The sequence below is a fragment of the Bradyrhizobium denitrificans genome, assembly GCF_013179005.1.
Classification (GTDB): domain Bacteria; phylum Pseudomonadota; class Alphaproteobacteria; order Rhizobiales; family Xanthobacteraceae; genus Bradyrhizobium; species Bradyrhizobium denitrificans.
Window position 1 is genome coordinate 132,031 of record NZ_JABFDP010000004.1, and the last position, 17,317, is coordinate 149,347.

The 17,317-nt window shown below is 66.9% G+C and carries 11 protein-coding genes; 3 read left to right on the forward strand and 8 right to left on the reverse strand.

The features are described from left to right. Window positions 1–195: 195 nt before the first annotated feature. The gene (locus HL671_RS05410; RefSeq protein WP_172235827.1) at window positions 196–1,494 is read right to left on the reverse strand and encodes a flavin-dependent oxidoreductase; all 1,299 of its coding nucleotides are present in this window, start codon (window positions 1,492–1,494) and stop codon (window positions 196–198) included. A 213-nt stretch (window positions 1,495–1,707) separates the two neighbouring features. On the opposite strand from HL671_RS05410, the gene HL671_RS05415 reads away from it, so the two are divergent. Further along, window positions 1,708–2,715: a glycerophosphodiester phosphodiesterase gene (locus HL671_RS05415; protein ID WP_012047324.1), complete on the forward strand. Its 1,008-nt coding sequence runs from the start codon at window positions 1,708–1,710 to the stop codon at window positions 2,713–2,715. A 102-nt stretch (window positions 2,716–2,817) separates the two neighbouring features. Here HL671_RS05415 and HL671_RS05420 read toward each other — a convergent pair whose 3' ends face one another. Then, window positions 2,818–4,728 (reverse strand): acyl-CoA synthetase, encoded by a 1,911-nt coding sequence (locus tag HL671_RS05420; protein WP_172235828.1) that lies wholly within the window; start codon window positions 4,726–4,728, stop codon window positions 2,818–2,820. Between the two features lie 303 nt (window positions 4,729–5,031). After that, window positions 5,032–5,475 (reverse strand): MarR family winged helix-turn-helix transcriptional regulator, encoded by a 444-nt coding sequence (locus HL671_RS05425; protein WP_012047322.1) that lies wholly within the window; start codon window positions 5,473–5,475, stop codon window positions 5,032–5,034. A 186-nt stretch (window positions 5,476–5,661) separates the two neighbouring features. On the opposite strand from HL671_RS05425, the gene HL671_RS05430 reads away from it, so the two are divergent. Then, on the forward strand, window positions 5,662–6,843 hold the full coding sequence (locus HL671_RS05430; RefSeq protein ID WP_172235829.1) for a substrate-binding domain-containing protein: 1,182 nt from the start codon (window positions 5,662–5,664) through the stop codon (window positions 6,841–6,843). A 262-nt stretch (window positions 6,844–7,105) separates the two neighbouring features. Here HL671_RS05430 and HL671_RS05435 read toward each other — a convergent pair whose 3' ends face one another. Both HL671_RS05435 and HL671_RS05440 read right to left on the reverse strand, forming a co-directional pair. After that, window positions 7,106–9,178 (reverse strand): putative bifunctional diguanylate cyclase/phosphodiesterase, encoded by a 2,073-nt coding sequence (locus HL671_RS05435; protein ID WP_172235884.1) that lies wholly within the window; start codon window positions 9,176–9,178, stop codon window positions 7,106–7,108. Between the two features lie 228 nt (window positions 9,179–9,406). Next, on the reverse strand, window positions 9,407–11,806 hold the full coding sequence (locus HL671_RS05440; protein ID WP_172235830.1) for a membrane-bound PQQ-dependent dehydrogenase, glucose/quinate/shikimate family: 2,400 nt from the start codon (window positions 11,804–11,806) through the stop codon (window positions 9,407–9,409). A gap of 402 nt (window positions 11,807–12,208) precedes the next feature. On the opposite strand from HL671_RS05440, the gene HL671_RS05445 reads away from it, so the two are divergent. Further along, window positions 12,209–13,099 carry a hypothetical protein gene (locus HL671_RS05445; RefSeq protein WP_172235831.1) on the forward strand — a complete coding sequence of 297 codons (891 nt, stop codon included), beginning with the start codon at window positions 12,209–12,211 and terminating at the stop codon, window positions 13,097–13,099. A gap of 72 nt (window positions 13,100–13,171) precedes the next feature. Here HL671_RS05445 and HL671_RS05450 read toward each other — a convergent pair whose 3' ends face one another. From HL671_RS05450 to HL671_RS05460, 3 genes are all read right to left on the reverse strand, one after another. After that, window positions 13,172–14,635, reverse strand: a complete 1,464-nt coding sequence (locus HL671_RS05450) for a hypothetical protein (protein ID WP_172235832.1) — start codon at window positions 14,633–14,635, stop codon at window positions 13,172–13,174. A 126-nt stretch (window positions 14,636–14,761) separates the two neighbouring features. Next, the gene (locus HL671_RS05455) at window positions 14,762–15,460 is read right to left on the reverse strand and encodes a hypothetical protein (protein WP_244424258.1); all 699 of its coding nucleotides are present in this window, start codon (window positions 15,458–15,460) and stop codon (window positions 14,762–14,764) included. Between the two features lie 296 nt (window positions 15,461–15,756). Further along, on the reverse strand, window positions 15,757–17,232 hold the full coding sequence (locus HL671_RS05460; protein ID WP_172235833.1) for a L,D-transpeptidase family protein: 1,476 nt from the start codon (window positions 17,230–17,232) through the stop codon (window positions 15,757–15,759). Between the last annotated feature and the right edge of the window lie 85 nt (window positions 17,233–17,317).

Below are 17,317 nucleotides of genomic sequence, written 5' to 3' on the forward strand. Positions count from 1 at the left end.
ACAGTGTCGTCCCTGCGGACGCAGGGGCCCATCACCACAGGACGATGTGCTGAGGCACGCCGGTAGCTCCAGCGTTGCGCCGCACTGCTGCCTGGGAGTATGGGGTCGTGGGTCGGCGCCCCGCCACGCTACGCGTCGCAGGGCTTGCCCGGGACGACAGTTGCGGGATGGGCTGCGTTAGGCCGCCTTCGCCAATTAGGCCGCCTTTGCCGCGTCGACTCGTGCGCCGTCCGCAATCGTGCGCGGCGCCGTGTTCAGCTGTTCGATGGCAAAGCCTGCGGCCTTCTTGTAGCCGGCCATGAAGGCCTCGCGCTCGGCCGGCGGGATCACGTCGTCGATATTGCTGAACGTGCCGCCGCAGCGCTCGTCGACCAGGTTGAGCAGGCCGAACGGGCCGGCACCGCGGTTGCGCAGGATGACCTGCGAGATCGGGCCGCAGAGTTTCTCGTCATAGGCTGACAGCGCCGCAGGCGTGACGCCATGTGCCAGCAGTGATGCGCCGAGCACGCGGGCATCGACGATGGCCTGGCTGGCCCCGTTGGAGCCGGTCGGGTACATCGCATGCGCGGCGTCGCCCATCAGCGCCACCGGGCCGTCGACCCAGGTCGGCACCGGATCGCGGTCGATCATCGGGTTCTCATAGGCGCCGTCGGCGCCGGCGATCAGCGCGGGCACGTCCAGCCATTCATAGGTCCAGCCGGCGAAATGATGCGCGAACTCGCTCACCGGCACCTGGCGGAACCAGCCGGTCTGCTTCCAGCCCTCGCTGTTGTCCATCGTGACTTCCGCGATCCAGTTGATCAGCGCCAGCCCGGTGTTCGGATCGGGATGCGAGATCGGATAGACCACGACGCGGTGCCGATGGGTGCCGAGCCCGACGAAGGACGCACCGGTGCGCATCGGCTTCGCCCAGGTGACGCCGCGCCACATCACCGCGCCGCCCCAATGGATCGGCGGCTGCGTCGGATGCATCTGGGCGCGGATCGCCGAATGGATGCCGTCGGCGCCGATTAGCAGCCGCCCGCGGGCCTCCGATGCCGATCCATCGGCATGCTCGATATGGGCCGTGACTGAGCCGTCCGCATTCTTCTGATAGCCCGCGATGCGGCTGCCGAGCCGCACGGTCTGAGCCCCCGCGCGCTCCACCAGCCGGCTGTGCAGCAGCATATGCAGCTTGCCGCGATGCACGGCATATTGCGGCCAGTCGTAGCCGGCGAGCAGGCCGCGCGGCTCGGAATAGATGTCGTTGCCGTTCAGCCCGACCAGCGCCCATTCCTTGGCGGGGACGCCGACCTGGTCGAGATCACCGGCCCCGATGCCGAGATCGTACAGCTCGCGCACTGCGTTGGGCTGCAGGTTGATACCGACCCCGAGCGGCCGCATCTCGCGCACGCTCTCATAGACGACGCAGGGCACGCCGATCTGCTGCAGGGTCAGCGCGGTCGCGAGGCCGCCAATGCCGCCGCCGGCGATGATTACGGGAAGGTCGGTCATACGCGTGATCCGTTGGACGCTGAAAGGGAGCGGTGGGGACGAAGCGGGCCGGCAGCCGCCGCGGTGAGCCGGTTCTGGCTGCCCAAACCTGTCCTCCCATGGTCTCGCCGGCCGGTGTCCCGCCCGGCCGCTGCCGAAAGGCCTAATTCAGAAGAATTGCCGAGACAAGCGAAATGGCCCGCGGGGTCTGACAGGGTATGATAGTCTGCCCCGATGTCGCAAACCTCTCTTGTTTTCAGCCTGCTGTTCCTGGGTCTCGCCAGCCCCGCAACGGCGTTCGATATCCAGGCGCATCGCGGCGGTCGCGGCTTGCATCCGGAGAACACGCTGCAGGCGTTCAGCAGGGCGCTGGACCTTCATGTCGATACGCTCGAGCTCGACGTCGGTGTGACCCGCGACGGCGTGCTCGTCGTCTCGCATGAGCGGCGGCTCAACCCCGATCTCGCCCGCGATGCGGCCGGCGACTATGTTGCGCCGCCCGGGCCGCTGTTGAACGCGCTGCCGCTCGCCGAGGTGCAGTCCTACGATATCGGCCAGATTCGACCCGGCAGTGAGTACGCCAAGCAGTTCTCCGAGCAGCGCGCGCTGCACGGCCCCGGCGTCGCGCCGCCGCGCATTCCGACGCTGAAAGAGGTGATCGATTTCGTGCGGAGCTCGGGAGACGAGCATGTCCGTCTCAACATCGAGACCAAGCTCGATCCGGCGTTTCCCGCCGAGTCGCCGAACCCGGAGCGCTTCGTGACGCTGCTGCTCGGCCTGATTCAGGCGGAGCATTTCGCTGGCCGCGTCATGATCCAGTCGTTCGACTGGCGGACCCTGCAGCTGGTGCAGCAGCGCGCGCCGGACATCCCGACCGTGTATCTGTCCCGGCAGAGCGGCGAGACGCCCACGGTGTCGCTGACCGCGGCGACCCGCTGGACCGCGGGATTCAACCCCGCCGATCATGGCGGCTCGTTGCCGCGGACCGTCAAGGCGGCCGGCGGCAAGGTCTGGTCGCCCTATTTCACCGAAGTGACGCCGGAGCTGATCGCCGAGGCGCATGCGCTGGGGTTGAGCGTGATCGTCTGGACCGTCAACCGTCCGCAGGACATGGGGCGGCTGATGGACATTGGGGTCGACGGCATCATCTCCGACCGGCCGGAACTGCTGCGTCAGGTCGCGCTCGGCAGGGGCGCCACCCAGCCGCTCGGGCTGTCGCTGAAGCCGTCGTCCCCGAAATAGGGCGTGATCCGGAAACAGGAAGCTGGATTTTCCGAACAGATCGGAGAAGAGGGCGGCTGCTCCAGCCGCCCGAATGGTTGCGAGGACAGCGACCCAGGTCGTTCACTCCTGCACCACCTCGTGCCGGATCACGAACGGCGCGAGCAGGGTGTGCACCTCGTTCGCGATCGCCTCGCGGCTCTCCGCCGGCACGTTGCGCAGGGTGACCGTGGCGATGCTGCCATGGCTGCCATGGGCGCCGACCTTGACGGTGCAGTCGATGCCGCGATCGGTCAGTTGCGACAGCACCTTCGTGAACACGCGCGTCGCCGCGTCCCAGCGCAGCTGCGGTTTGAACACCTTGCCGACGCCGGTCACCGGCATCGGATCGATCGGGATGATCTGCACCGGCACCGCGGCGCGCTCCGGCGTGCGGGCGCGCACCCAATCCTCCAACTCGCCCGGCTGCACGCTCGCGCCCGGCTTGAGCTGGACGTAGCCGATCGGCAGCTCGCCGGCATAGGCGTCGGGCTGGCCGACCACCGCGGCGAAGCCGACGGCCGGATGCTGGAAGAGGATCTCCTCGACCGGCGCGGGATCGATGTTGTGGCCGCCTCGGATCACCAGGTCCTTAGCGCGGCCGGTGATCCAGAGGAAGCCGTCGGCATCGAGTCGGCCGAGATCGCCGGAATTGACCCAATGGCCGTCGATGAAGGCACCCTTGTTGTGCGCGGCGTCGAGATAGCCGGAGAACACGCCGGGGCCGGCCATGATGACGACGCCGATCTCGTCCACGGCACAGTCGCGTTCATAACGCCCGTCGGCATCGAGCTTGACGATGCGCACCTGCGCGTAAGGCAAGGGCAGGCCGACCGAGCCGAGCCGGATCGGCTGGTCCGGATAGGCCATGGTGTGCACGCTCGCGGTCTCGGTCATGCCGTAGACCTCGACCACCGGCAGCTTGAGCTTGTCCATGATCGCCTGCCCGACCGCGACCGGAATGGCCGAGCCGCCGCCCGCGGCATAGCGCAGGCTGGAGATGTCGGCTGCGCCTGGCGGCACGGCGAGCGTTGCCGCCAGCACCGTCGGCACGCTCGACAGCGTCTCCGGCCTGTAGCGGGCGACCAGGCTCCAGATGTTGCGCACCGCATTCGGATTGCGCCAGCCGGCGCCGGAGAGCACGACGAGGCTGCCGCCCGCCGAAAAAGTCTGCAGCGCCTGCGTCAGCGAGCCGCCGACGTGGAACAGCGGCATGCCGAACAGCAAGGTGCCGCCGGGCTTGGCTTTCAGGACGAGGTTGATCGCCCAGGCCTGGTAGACCTGGTTGCCATGGCTGTGTCGCACCAGCTTCGGCGTGCCCGTGGTGCCGCCGGTGTGGAAATAGGCCGCGGTGTCGCTGGCCTTGATCTGCCGGCCACTGACGAGGTGATCCGCGGGCTGCGGCTTGATCAGGTCGTTGAAGGCGTGGATGCCGTTCGCCGGATCACCGCCGCCGCCATACACCTGCACGATCGCCTTGAGGTGCTTGAGGCTACCGCGCACCTTCTCGACCTTCTGCCAGATGTCGGTGCCGGGCAGGGGACCGAGCGCCACCAGCACCTTGGTCTTGGCGGCCTCCAGGATCTCGGCGATCTGGTGCGGCTCCAGCAGCGGGTTGACCGGGTTGGCGATGCCAGCGGCCTCGGCGCCGAACAGCGTGATGAAAGCTTCCGGCACCAAGGGCAGCATGAAGCTGACGACGTCATTGGGGCCGACGCCGAGCGCATGAAACATGTTGGCGGCCTGCGTCACCTTCGCGATGAAATCGCGATAGGTGATCACGACCGGCGTGTCGGCCGGATCGGCATTTGGCAGGAACTGGATCGCCGGCGCGTCAGGATTGGCGGAAGCCCCGCATTTGAGGGCCTCGTAGGTGCTCTGTGCGGCGATGCGTTCGCTGTACGGCGTCTGCTCGAAGGCGCGGATGTCAGCGGTGCTGGCGAATGTCGGATAATCGCTGCCGATGGCGCGATCGAGCAGATGAATGCCCGTCATGGCCTGTCCTCCCTGTGTCGTGTCCTCGTCCGGCCGGACATGGTCCAGCCGGTGGTCGCGCGCGGGCTCTGTGCGGCCCGTTCGTCGCGATCGTGATGGAGCAGGATGAGGGAGGATTCGTCTTGCGTCTATCCCGGCGTTGCCGGGCAAGCCGATACATTTGCCGCAGGCAAGTCGGCGAACAGGGATCAAGTCTCTTTGATGCGCCGCGAGACCGCTCCGAACTCCGCGTCATTGCGAGCGCAGCGCGCAGCGACGGGGAGGATGGAGCTCGGTCTTGAATGCCTGCCGAGCAGAGTGCCGTCAGCTCGCCGCGTCGATCAGGTTCTCCAGCAGCCGCTTCAGCTCGCCGGTCGCCTTGTCGCCGTAATTCTCCAGGATATGCGCCTCCTGGCTGGCGGCGAGCGAGTTCAGCCGCTTGCACAGCGCCTTGCCGCGGTCGCTGATGAACATCAGCACCTTGCGGCGGTCATGGGCGTCCTGGCGGCGGTAGACCAAGGAGTCCGACACCATGCGGTCGATCATCTTGGTCAGGGTCGGATGGTTCAGCAGCACCGCCTCGGCAAGATCACCCATCGAATGCCCTTCGCCGTCGGAGAGCACCTTGAGGATGCGCCATTGCTCGACGGGCACGCCCTCCGTGCTTAGGCGTGTCTCCAACTGCCGGTTGATCTCCCGGTTGGCTTGCGCGAGCAGGTAGGCGAGGTGTTCGGTGAGGGGGGTGTTGGGATGGGGCGATTTGGCCACGGTGAACTTCGCTTGCGGGTCCCGAATTGAATGATTGTCCGGCAGTTGCTGCCCGATCTATATGCATCCCAATTCTTGAACATTCAACATTTTCGAATAGGATATTTGTCGAACCTGTGCTGATTTTGACGGCGTATGACCGCCGGCCCACAGTGGGCCAACCACGGTGCGGGCCAAGGAGTGGGTGTGCTCTCGACAGGATCTGTCACGGCCGGGCGCCCCGGCCTGCCGCCATCCCTGCTATTCAGGAGCCCGCCCCGGCGGGGCGCCGTTCCGTTCCTCGCTCCCTTCGATCCTGACCGCGCCGAACGGCGCGGCGCGCGCAACCGGCTGCGCATCGGCAACTTTCTCACCTTCTCCGGCTCACCCGGCATCTGGGGCCCGGCGGCGACCAACAGCGCGCTGCTCGCGGTGTCCGAGATCAACCGCCGCGGCGGCATTCTCGGCCGCGAGATCGAATTGTCGTTCTACGACTCCGGCGGGGCGGTCGAGGACGTCGCTGCGCGCGCCAGGGACGCGCTCGACTTCGACGACATCGACGTCGTGATGGGCTCGCATATCAGCGCCGTCAGGCTGGCGCTGCGCCGGCTGACCCGCGGCCGCATTCCTTACGTCTACACCCCGGTCTATGAAGGCGGCGAACGCACGCCGGGGGTGATGGCGATCGGCGAGACGCCGCACAGCCAGACCCGCCCCGCCATTCACTGGCTGGCCGAGAACAAGGGCGCCAAACGCTGGTATCTGATCGGCAGCGACTATGTCTGGCCGTGGCAATCGCACCTCCAGACCAAGATCTATATCGGCGAGGCCGGCGGCCATGTCGTCGGCGAGGAGTTCGTCCCGGTCGGCCATGATGATCACGAGGCGCATCTGGCGCGCATTCGCGCCACCAGGCCCGACGTTGTGTTGATCTCGTTGATCGGCACCGACAGCATCACCTTCAACCGCGCTTTCGGCGAGTCCGGCCTCGCCGCGACCACCCTGCGCCTGGCCGGCGCCGTCGATGAGACCGTGCTGCTCGGCATCGGCGCCGACAACACCGAGAACCTGTATTCCGCCTCGGGCTATTTCAACTGCATCGGCTCCCGCGCCAATGACGAGTTCATGAGCCTGTACACCGCGATGTTCGGCGTCGATGCGCCGCCGGTCGGTTCGGTCGGTCAGTCGAACTATGAAGGTCTGCGCTTCCTGAAGGCCGCCGCGGAGCGGGCCGGTTCGCTGTCCCTGCATCCGCTGGCCGCCGCCGGCCGCAACATCGTCTATTCCGGTGCCCGTGGCGAGGTTGCCATCCGCCAGGGCTGCGCCGGAATGGCGATGCATCTCGCCGCCGCCGACGGGCTGGATTTCAGGATCATCCGCACGTTCTGACCCACGCCACGGAAGGTCTTCCGCGGGACGTTCCGCTGCCACCCTCCCCTGGAGGGGGAGGGTCGTCTCGCATGGAGCGAAGCGGAATGTGAGACGGGGTGGGGTGATCTCTCCTCTGGCACCGGCGTCTGTGGAGAGATCGCCCCACCCCGCTCTCCCGCTGCGCGTGCGATCGACCCTCCCCCTCCAGGGGAGGATGGCCCTGCATTGGCGGTCGGGTGCCCAGTCAGCAACGAGGACATCACCATCACCAGATCTGCGGTTACGCCGCCGCGGCGTTCTTGACAGCCACCTCGGCGACCACCGCCTGCGTGGCACCGACGTCACGGATCATCCGGTGGATCGCCTCCTGCGGCAACGGCTTGCCGAACAGGAAACCCTGCACGCTGCTGCAGCCTTCCTCGCGCAGGAAGGCGAGATGCTGCTCGGTCTCGACGCCTTCGGCCAGTACGGGGATGTTGAGGCTGCGCCCGAGCAGCAACGTCGCCTTGACGATCGCCGCGGCATGCACGCTGGTCTCGACCGACTGGATGAAGCTCTTGTCGACCTTGATCTTGTCGAACGGAAACACCTGGAGGGTGGATAGCGACGAATAGCCGGTGCCGAAATCATCCATCGCCACGGTGACGCCGATCGCCTTCAGCGCCTGCATCACCTGCAGCGCGTGCTGGCGGTCGGCGATGATGCCGGTCTCGGTCAGCTCGATTTCGAGCCGCTCCGGCGCCAGGCCGGTCTCGCGCAGCACCTCGGCGACACGCTTCGGCAGGTCGTGATTGAGCTGCATCGGCGCGACGTTGACGGCCACCTTGAACGGCTGGCTCCAGCTGGCCGCAGTGGCGCAGGCGGTGCGCAGCACCCAGTCGCCGATGTCGACAATCAGCCCGGTCTGCTCGGCCATCGGGATGAAATCATTCGGCGGCACGCGGCCTTTCACCGGATGATTCCAGCGCAGCAGCGCCTCGAAGCCGATGATCTCGCCGCTCTGCGTATCGTTCTGCACCTGGTAGTGCAGCTCGAACTCGTTGCGCACCAGCGCGCGCTTCAGATCGATGGCGAGCTCGGCGCGACGACGGCTCGCTTCGTCCATCGACGGCTCATAGGTGCAGATCTTGCCTTGGCCGAGGCTCTTGGCGCGGTACATCGCCAGATCCGCGCGGGTGAGCAATTCGTCCGATGTGAGGCCGTGCTCGGGATGCAGCGCGATGCCGATGCTGCAGCCGACCGAGAGGCTGCGTTCCTCCCAATCGACCGGCGCGAGCACCAGGCTGCGAATGCGGTCGGCGAATTTCGCGGCTTCCGTGCGTGCGAAGATCTCGCTCTTGACCGCAACGAACTCATCGCCACCGATGCGTGCCAGAAACTCGCCCCGCTGCAAGGTCGCCGCGATGCGTTCGGCGACGGTCTTCAGCACCGCGTCGCCAGCGGCGTGGCCATGCGCGTCGTTGATGTCCTTGAAGCGGTCGAGGTCGATCGCGAGCACGACGAGATGGGCGGTTTCGTCGCCTGTCGCCAGCAGCGGCGCCAGCCGGTGGCCGAGACCGTTGCGGTTGGGCAGTCCGGTCAGTGGATCCTGCAGCGCCAGCTGCCGATAGCCCTCCACCGCCTCCTGCGCCGCCTGCATGTCGATCATGTAGGCCGAGGCCGCCATCGCCATGATCAGGCCGATGCCGGTGACGATGCTGATCAGCAGCAGGCTGTCCGGCAGCGCTTGCGCGGGGGTGTCGAGGCCGGCCATCGGCGCCACGGTCAGCGCGGCCATGCCGGTGAAATGCAGACTGAGGATCGCGAGCGCCATCGCCAGCGAGCCGCCATACTTGCAGAACCGCGTCACAGGGCGCGCGATGCGGTTGGCGGCGACGGCGCCGAAGCCCATCGCCAGCACGAGCGAGAGCCAGATTGCCGGCGCGTGCCAGGTCTTGATGCCATCGAGATTGAGCGCGCTCATGCCGGTGTAGTGCATCGCGGCAATGCCGAAGCCGAACACCGCGCCACCGGCCTCGATCAGCGGCCCGCGCTGGGTGCGCGTGGTGATGAAGAAGCCGAGCAGGGAAAACACGACGGCGAGGCCGAGCGAGGCGAAGGTAAGCCCTGCCTCGAACGAGCGATGTCCCGGCGCATCGTAACCGAGGATGGCCGCGAAATGCGTGGTCCACACCGTGCCGCCGGCGACGAGGCCGGCCAGGAATAACAGGTGAAAGCGGCGAAGGCCGGTGTTGCGGCGTACGCGGGCGAGCAGCCGCATCGACAGAATCGAGCCGAGCCCGCAGACCAGCAGCGCGGCGGCGACGTAACGCAGATCGTGATCGGCAGGCAGGCAGGACAGGATCGTCAGCATCGGCAATGAACCCTCATGCAGGCGAGCTACGCATCGCGGCAGGACGGGTTTTGCGCGATGGACATCGCGGTTACCGAAGCGTCAACCCGACCGGCAGCGACAGCCTCGAGTGATGCATGAGCTTCGGAAGCCGATGCTTAAGGCCGTCCGGGTTCCAGGCGGGAACCCGGGACATCATGACGAAACCAACAATTTGGCGCGTCATTCTGGGCGCAGCTGGAACCCGCTTCAGCGGCTGGCGACGTTGCCCGGCAGTGCATAGGCGCGGACGTAATCGCCGAGCCTGGTGCCGAACGATCCGTGGCCGCCATCCACGGTCACGATGTACTGCCTGCCGCCGGCCTCATAGGTCATGGGCGTGGACTGTCCGCCGGCGGGCAGCCGGTCCTGCCACAGCAGGCGGCCGTCCTTGACGTCGAAGGCGCGGATATAGTCGTCCATCGTGCCGGTCAGGAAGGCCACGCCGCCCGCAGTCACCATCGGGCCGCCGAGCATCGGCACGCCGAGCTTGAACGGCAGCGGCAGCGGCGCCTGGTCGCGGATGGTGCCGACGCGGTGCTGCCAGACGATCTGGTTGGTCTTCAGGTCGATCGCAGCGAGACTTCCCCAGGGCGGCGCCATGCAGGGGATGCCGAGCGGCGACAGGAAGATGCCGAGCTCGACGCCATAGGGCGTGCCGTACATCGGCTGCACGCCGAGCTCGGTGCCCGGCGGATGCGCCGAATTCGGCGCGGCCGGATTGTCCTTGCCGCGCGGCACCAGCCGCGACACGAACGGGATCGATTGCGGATTGGCGATCGCGATCTTCCTCACAGGATCGATGGCGATGCCGCCCCATTCGAACATGCCGAAATCGCCGGGAAACACCAGCGTGCCCTGCTCGGACGGCGGCGTGAACGGCCCCTCATAGCGCAGCCGCTTGAACATGATGCGGCAGGCGAGCTGATCGAATATCGTCGCGCCCCACATCTGCGCGCCGGTGAGATCCTTGCGCGGGCGGAAGCTCAGCTCGGAGAACGGCTGCGTCGGCGACAGCCGCTCGCCGGGCGCAGCCCCCTGCGGTACCGGCTTCTCCGGCGCGGGGACCGACAGATGGCCATCGCGGCGGTCGAGCACGAAGATGTTGCCGGTCTTGGCCGGCACGTAGATCGCCGGCACCACGCCGTCCTTGCCGGGCATGTCGACCAGGCTCGGCTGCGACGGCATGTCCATGTCCCAGAGATCGTGATGCACGTTCTGGAACGACCAGCGCAGCTTTCCCGTGGCGATGTCGAGCGCCACCAGCGCGGAATCGTAGCGCTCATTGTTGGCCGAACGATTGCCGCCCCAGATGTCTGGCGAGCTCGAGCCGAGCGGGATGTAGACGAGGCCGAGCGCCTCGTCGGCGGCGCCGACGCTCCAGCCATTCGGCGAGCCTGGCGTGAAATGATGCGTCGCCGACGGCATCTCGTTCGGATCGGGATTGCCTGGATCGAACGCCCACAGCAGTTTGCCCGTGTAGACGTCGAAGCCGCGGATCGCGCCCGACGGCACCTTGTTGGAGTAGTTGTCAATCACGGCGCCCGCCATGATCACCACCTTGTCGGTGACCACCGGCGGCGACGTGCCCTCGTAGAAGCCGAGTGTGGTGATCTCGTTGCCGGCCTTGAGATCGATCTGGCCGTGGGCACCAAAACCCTCGCACGGCTTGCCGCTGTCGGCATCGAGCGCGAACAGCCGTCCGTCATCGGTCGGCAGGAAGATGCGCCTGGCGCATTCGGCCGGCGCCGCGGCGCCTGCGATATCGACCGCGCCCGGCCTGGTCTCGTGATAGGCGACGCCGCGGCAGGTCATGTGCTGGAAGTTCTTGTGGTGCTCGATCTTGGGATCGAATCTCCAGCGCAGTCTGCCGGTGGCGGCGTCCAGCGCGAACACGATCTGGTGCGGCGAGCAGGTGTAGAGCAGATCGCCGATCTTCAGCGGCGTTACCTCGTTGGTGAACTCGTCGGGATCGTCGGGGCCCTTGTGGTCGCCGGTCTGGAATTCCCAGGCGAGTTGGAGGTTCTTCACGTTGTCCGCGGTGATCTGCTTCAGGCTCGAGAACCGGGTGCCGAAATTGCTGGCGCCATAGGCGGTCCAGTCGGCTTTCGCCTCGGCCGGCGCGGTGTCGGTGCCAGCCGAGGCCTCTGCAGCCTGCGGCAAAGCGCCATTGACCCCGAAACGATCGCCGTGGAGCGCGGCGCCGAGCACGACCAAGGCGACCGCGAGCACCGCGACCAAACCCCAGCGCGCGGAGCGCATGTCGCCGACCAAATGCGCGGTGATGAACGGCAGCAGCAGCCAGACGCCGAGCGGCGCCAGCACGTCGCCGCGCGGGGCCAGTGACCAGAAATCCAGCCCGACCTCAGAGATTGCCCAAGTCATCGTGCCCAGCAGCAGCGCTGCATACAGCCACAACGCCGCGGCCCGCCGCTGCCACAGCAGCCACGCGGTGCCGAGCAGGGCGGCGCCTGCCATGACGTAATAGAGCGAGCCGCCGATCGCCGCGAGCCAGGCGCCGCCGGCAAGCAGAGCAAGGCCCATCAGGCCGACGATGACGGCAGTGAAGGTCAGCAGCGGTGCACGCTGCAGATCGCGGGCAGCGGCCATGTGCTTCTCCAGGCTGAGGATGACCAAAGCGCGGCGCAACGCCGCAGTCGCGTCATGAACGGCGCGGCAGGGCGGAAGTTCCCTGCTGGGAGACAGCATCTCCTGTGGCCATCCTGCGAGACGACCGCCTGCGGCGGTCTCCTCAGGACGAGGACTGAATGCGTAGCATGACGCCGGGGGCGTGACCCTCATGGTGAGAAGCGCCGCACCTGTGTCTGGCGATTGCTGATACCGCCAGCTCGCGGCGCGTCTCGAACCATGAGGCCCGTGAACGCTCCGGTTCATAGCCCCGCCCGCTGCCTCCACACGGTCTTTTGCTTCCCCCCGGGCCTGCAACGGGTTGCTGATACATGACAGAATTAATACGATCACATGTCGTTCACATGAAGATTGGAGTGCCGGATGCGTGCGCAGTCGCGAGCCTTGTCGAACCCGGTCGCCCTGTGGTGGGCGATGCTGACCCTGGTCAGCTTCGCCAACATCGCATTCTGGTTCATCCTGTACCGGCAGCTCAGCGGCGCTGGCGCCGCGGTGACCCACTCCTCCGACACCAGCTCGATGCTGGCGCTGTCGGCCGCCTATGTGTTCGGCTGCGCCTTCCGCTCGGTGCTGCCGCGCGCCGACGTGCAGCGGATCTGTCTTGTCGACAGCTGGCTGTCGAGCGTGTTCGTCGGCCGCAGCGTCGCGACCATCGCCGAGATCGCCTTCGCGGCGCAATGGGCCATCATTCTGGCGCAGCTCGGCGCGATCGCCGATGCCGAGACCGCGGTGAACATGGCGCGCGTCATCGTGCCGATCATCGTCGTCGCCGAGATCTGCTCCTGGTACGCGGTCGTCACCAAGAACTTCCTCTACAATGCGATCGAGAACTCGCTGTGGGCCGTCGCCTTCCTGTTCGTCGGCATCGGGCTCGGCCGGCTGTTGCCGGAGTTCGACGGCCTGGTGCGCTGGCTGCTGATCGCCGGCCTCGTCGGCATCGCCTGCTATCTCGCCTTTCTCGTCGTGGTCGATGTGCCGATGTATGTGAGGCGCTGGCGGATCGAGCGCGCCGCCGGCACGCCGCTGCTGCACCCGCTGGTCGGCCTGCGCGATTCCGCGACGCGTTGGACCGTCACCCACGACATCGAGCACTGGAGGGAAGAGATCGCCTGGATGTCGCTGTATTTCAGTGCCGCGGTGTGGGGCTCGCTGGCTCTCTGTGCATTGTCGGCGATGAACGATCATCTGCCGCATGATCGCGCGCAGGCCTCCGTGGCGCCGCCGGCGATCGCCCAGCCGGCCACTGTGCGCTAAGCATCCGGCATCCCTGAGACAACAGAGAACCCGCGGTGATGGTCACCGCGGGTTTTGCGTGTCTCGCCCATCTCAGCCATGCAGCGTGAAGTGATGCGAGTCGTCCATGTGAGCGACGTGGCTGAAATCGTGGTGCGGGGCGTCGTGCGCGCCACCGGCGTGGCCGATGTCGAAGTGCGGCGGAACGATGCCGGTGTTGCCCGCATGGCCATGATCGCCATGGCCGTGATCGCCAATCCCATGGTCGCCGAAGCCGTCGGCGATGATCGGGTGATGCGACGAGCCGTCGCCATGCAGCGGCAGGTGGAACACGCCGGAATTCGCGTTGCCGCCGTGGGCGTTGTCGCCGGCATGGTGGATCGCCTGCGCGATCTGGTCCCAGAACCCGCCATGACCGCTCTCATGGCCGCCGCTGTGGCCGCCATCATGGCTGCCGAGCACGTCACCGGCGAGCTTGAACAGGTCATTGAGCGCCGCATGCGCGTTGCCGTGGCTGAGGTCGCTGGCCAGCGCGCCGAGATCGTGGCTGATGGCGCCTGCCTGGTGTCCGATCGATTGCGACAGGTCACCGGCGGCATTCAGCACGCCCGACACGCCCGCGCCGACCGCGTGGCTGATGCCGCTCGTCAGGCCTGAGCCGAGCGTATCGGCGGTGTGTGCGACGTCCGAGATGATGTGACCGAGCGGTCCGCCGACGAGGTGACCCGCGCCCGAGACCGCGTCGGTGACCGCGCCGAGCGCACCGTGACCCAGCGACGTTCCGACGTCGAGGCCGCCCTTGACCACGTCGCCGGCCAGATGCAGCGCGTCGGCGCCGACATGGCCCGCGGTGTCGACGATCGTGCCGGCCATGCCGAGCGCGCCGTGACCGATCGCGCCGGCCGCTTCGAGCCCGGCGTGTCCGAGACCGACGGCGCCGTGGATGGCATCACCCGCCGTGGCGATCACACCATGCGCGAGATCGCCGCCGACCTTCACGCCGCCATTGACGATATCGCTGCCGATATGCGCGACGTCGTGGAGAACTCCGCCGATATCGCCATGAGCAAGATGGTTGAGGCCGGAGCCGACGTCGCCGATCACATGGGCGCCAGTGTTGACGATATCGCCGGCCACATGCCCGGCGGTCGAGACGACGTCCTGAACCGTGTGAATGAGGCTGCCGCCGACCGCGGCGCCGGCATGCTCGACCGCGTGGACTACGCCGCCGACGGTATGGATGGCTTCGCTGCCGAGATGGCCGATGCCGTGCGCCACATCGCTCACGGCATGCCCGACGTCGCCGGCGACATGCCCGACGGTATGGACCGCGCTCGACGCCGCGTCGCCCACCGCATGGGTGACCTTGCCGATGGTATGGATCAGCGACCCGCCGAGATGGCCGACCTCATGCGCGACGCCGCTCGCCGCATGCTCCACGGTATGCACCACCCCGGAGGCGGCGTGACCGACCGCATGACCGACGTCCGACGCCACATGCGCCACACCCTTCACCGCCGACCCCAGAGCGTGTCCGATATCGCCGAATAAGCTCATTGTTGTTCTCCCTCGGTTTGACGTCACCTCACCGCGGGTGACGGCCGAGTTGTCGCAGAGCTTGCGCTTGCGCTCCGTGAGGGACGTCACGCAGCGATGTGAGCTGGCGGAGGGCTGCGGGACGCGTCAGGCGTCGCGGGCCGGGTCCGCCTTCACCACCCGGACCCCCACCACATGCGTGCCCTCGAACTCGCGCACGATGCGCTCGTCCCGACCGACTTCGCCGAGATCGAAATCCTGCCCCGGCGTGATCAGGATCATGCGACGGCCAATGATGACGAGAACCGTGACGTCATTGTCTTCCCCGCGACGCGCCCATTCACGGATCTGCGCCTCATAAGGCGGACGCCGCCACGCCTCGGGAAAGCCAGGGTCGCAGCGAACCTCGACGCCATCCGCCGACATCGTCAGCACGAGCTTCGCCCGGCTCGGTTTCCAGCTGTCGTCGAGCTGGACGTTGGAGAGCCACAGGCAGCGGAAGTCCACGCATTCGATTGGACGGGTCTGATAGATGGCGCAGCCGTGCCGGGGCCGGCAATGCCGGCACCATGTCTGCGCCGGCTTATCGAGCTGCTCGATTTCCATGATCTTGCAGCAGAGCGTGCAGTCGCCGCACTGGCGCGATGTCTCGCATGAGGATGTCATGCCGATATCGTCTCGCTGACGAGGCTTGTCATCAAGCGGCCGCGCGTCGGGCGACTCGGTCATTGCTGCTGGAGTTCGACGGGCCGAAAGCGTTTCGCTCGGCCTCGGCGCGGCCGGCGCGAGTAAACCGATTATACTTGCGCGTTCAAGCTGATTTGCCCTGTCCAGTCCCGCCAGCAAAGATTGTTAAATTCGATTTTTCAGAATTTTATGATCTTATCCGGTCGTCCCGCCTCATCGACGAGGTGCGCTGCGCGGTCGTCACGAAGCGTGGAACCGCGAGGACAAAGGCGCATGTCCAAAACTGCCGCAGAACCTGTTGACCGCGGCGCTGCGGCGAGCGCCGCTCGCCCGCTTCGCGTGCGATCGACCCTCCCCCTTCAGGGGAGAGTGGCAACGCGTGTGGAGTTTAGCTGTTGTGAAGCCGATTCTCGTGAAGCCGGGCAGCGACGGAGCAAGGGCGCCGATGATTGGGCCTACTTGAACCCGGCGAAGCGGCTGTCGAACGAGTTCGACTGCAGCACCGGAGCGGCGCCGGAGACCAGCGCGGTCTGGGTCTGGGCGGACGCCGAGCCGGTCGTCGTCGGCGCCTCATTTGCGGCGGGCTTGTACGGGGGCCGCGCAGCGGCCTGCTTGGTCTCAGCCGGCTTGGCAGCGACCGGCTTCGGCGCCGGCTTGCCCTCGGTGGGCTTGGCCTCGGCGGTCTTGCTGTCAGCGGTCCTCTCGGCCGGTTTCGCTGTCGCGGTCGTCTCGGCTGACGCAATGCCGACCTTGCGGGCGAGGTTCGACATGAAGCTTGGCTTGTCGGGCGCGCTGACGGCGGCTACCCGGGCCGAGGGGGCCGTCGTCGGAGGCGGCGCGGAGTCGGCCGGAGCAGCGGCGACCTCGTCCTCGGTGGGCGCACGCGGCGGATTGACATGACCCGGGATGGTGCCGGGCGCCGGCGTGAAGTTCGCGAGCGACAGCCCCGGTGCCTCGCCGGGGACCGACAGGCCCGTCGATGCGCCCGGCACGCGGGCGGCGAAGATCGGATTCATGCCGCCGTCGATGCCGGTGTTGAGCTTGGCGACCGGCGTGCCCTTCGCGACGAGCTTGGCATACTCGGCTTCGTCGGCCTGCTGCTTCTCGCGCACAGCGGTCGTGATCTCATCGGGCACGACATAGGCCGGGCACTTCGCGGCGGCGTCGAACACCGGATCATGCGTGGCGCCCGGCGGCTTCTGGGCATTGAAGACGTATTTCTTCTCGCAGAAGTCGACCTTCGGTTCCTGGCGGGTCACCTCGAAATGGTCGTAGCCTTCCTTGATCATGCGCCAGAACGGCATGTTCGGATTGTTGCGATGCCGCGCCATGTTCATGGGCGTCATCCGGAACGGATAGGCCTGGAACTGGAAAGCGCGCTGTCCGCCGAAGAAGGATTCGCGTCCGAGCGCATAGATCTCGGCGATCTGCTCGTCGGTCATCGCGAAGCAGCCGCGCGAGGAGCAGTCGCCATGCACCATCAGCTGCGAGCCGGTGCGGCCCAGCGCCTTGTCGAAGGCGTTCGGATAGCCGGTGTTGAACGAGAGATAGTAGGCCGATTGCGGGTTCATCTGGCTCGGATTGATCGAGTAGAAGCCCTCCGGCGCCTGGCGGTCACCCTCGCGCACTTTCGGCCCGAGATCGCCCGACCAGCGGCAGATCGGATAGGTCTTGAGCAGCGCGAACTTGCCAGAGCGGTCCTGCTTCCAGACCTCGAGCTCGGCCTCCTGCTTGAACACGCGCACCAGGATCGGCGACTGCGTATCCATATCCTTCTCGGCGATGGTCGCCACGAGCTTGGGCGGCACCGGCTGATTGGCCTTGGCACTGGTGGCGAGCGCGACCTGATCGCTGTTGCAACCGGTCAGCAGCGCACCGGCGGCCAACGCCGCCGAGGTCATCAGAACCCGGACGAAAGCGCGGTTGATCAAAGCGAAGCTCCCCGCAAACCCAGCATGCCGCAATACCCCAGTCTCGTCTCGATCGATCGGCCGGGAAGCTGGATGGATCCCGGAT

Bases quoted from the DNA above. Each gene is read 5' to 3' on its own strand.
- HL671_RS05410 (WP_172235827.1), bottom strand. From the start codon at position 1,494: ATGACCGACCTTCCCGTAATCATCGCCGGCGGCGGCATTGGCGGCCTC.
- HL671_RS05415 (WP_012047324.1), top strand. From the start codon at position 1,708: ATGTCGCAAACCTCTCTTGTTTTCAGCCTGCTGTTCCTGGGTCTCGCC.
- HL671_RS05420 (WP_172235828.1), bottom strand. From the start codon at position 4,728: ATGACGGGCATTCATCTGCTCGATCGCGCCATCGGCAGCGATTATCCG.
- HL671_RS05435 (WP_172235884.1), bottom strand. From the start codon at position 9,178: ATGCTGACGATCCTGTCCTGCCTGCCTGCCGATCACGATCTGCGTTAC.
- HL671_RS05440 (WP_172235830.1), bottom strand. From the start codon at position 11,806: ATGGCCGCTGCCCGCGATCTGCAGCGTGCACCGCTGCTGACCTTCACT.
- HL671_RS05445 (WP_172235831.1), top strand. From the start codon at position 12,209: ATGCGTGCGCAGTCGCGAGCCTTGTCGAACCCGGTCGCCCTGTGGTGG.
- HL671_RS05450 (WP_172235832.1), bottom strand. From the start codon at position 14,635: ATGAGCTTATTCGGCGATATCGGACACGCTCTGGGGTCGGCGGTGAAG.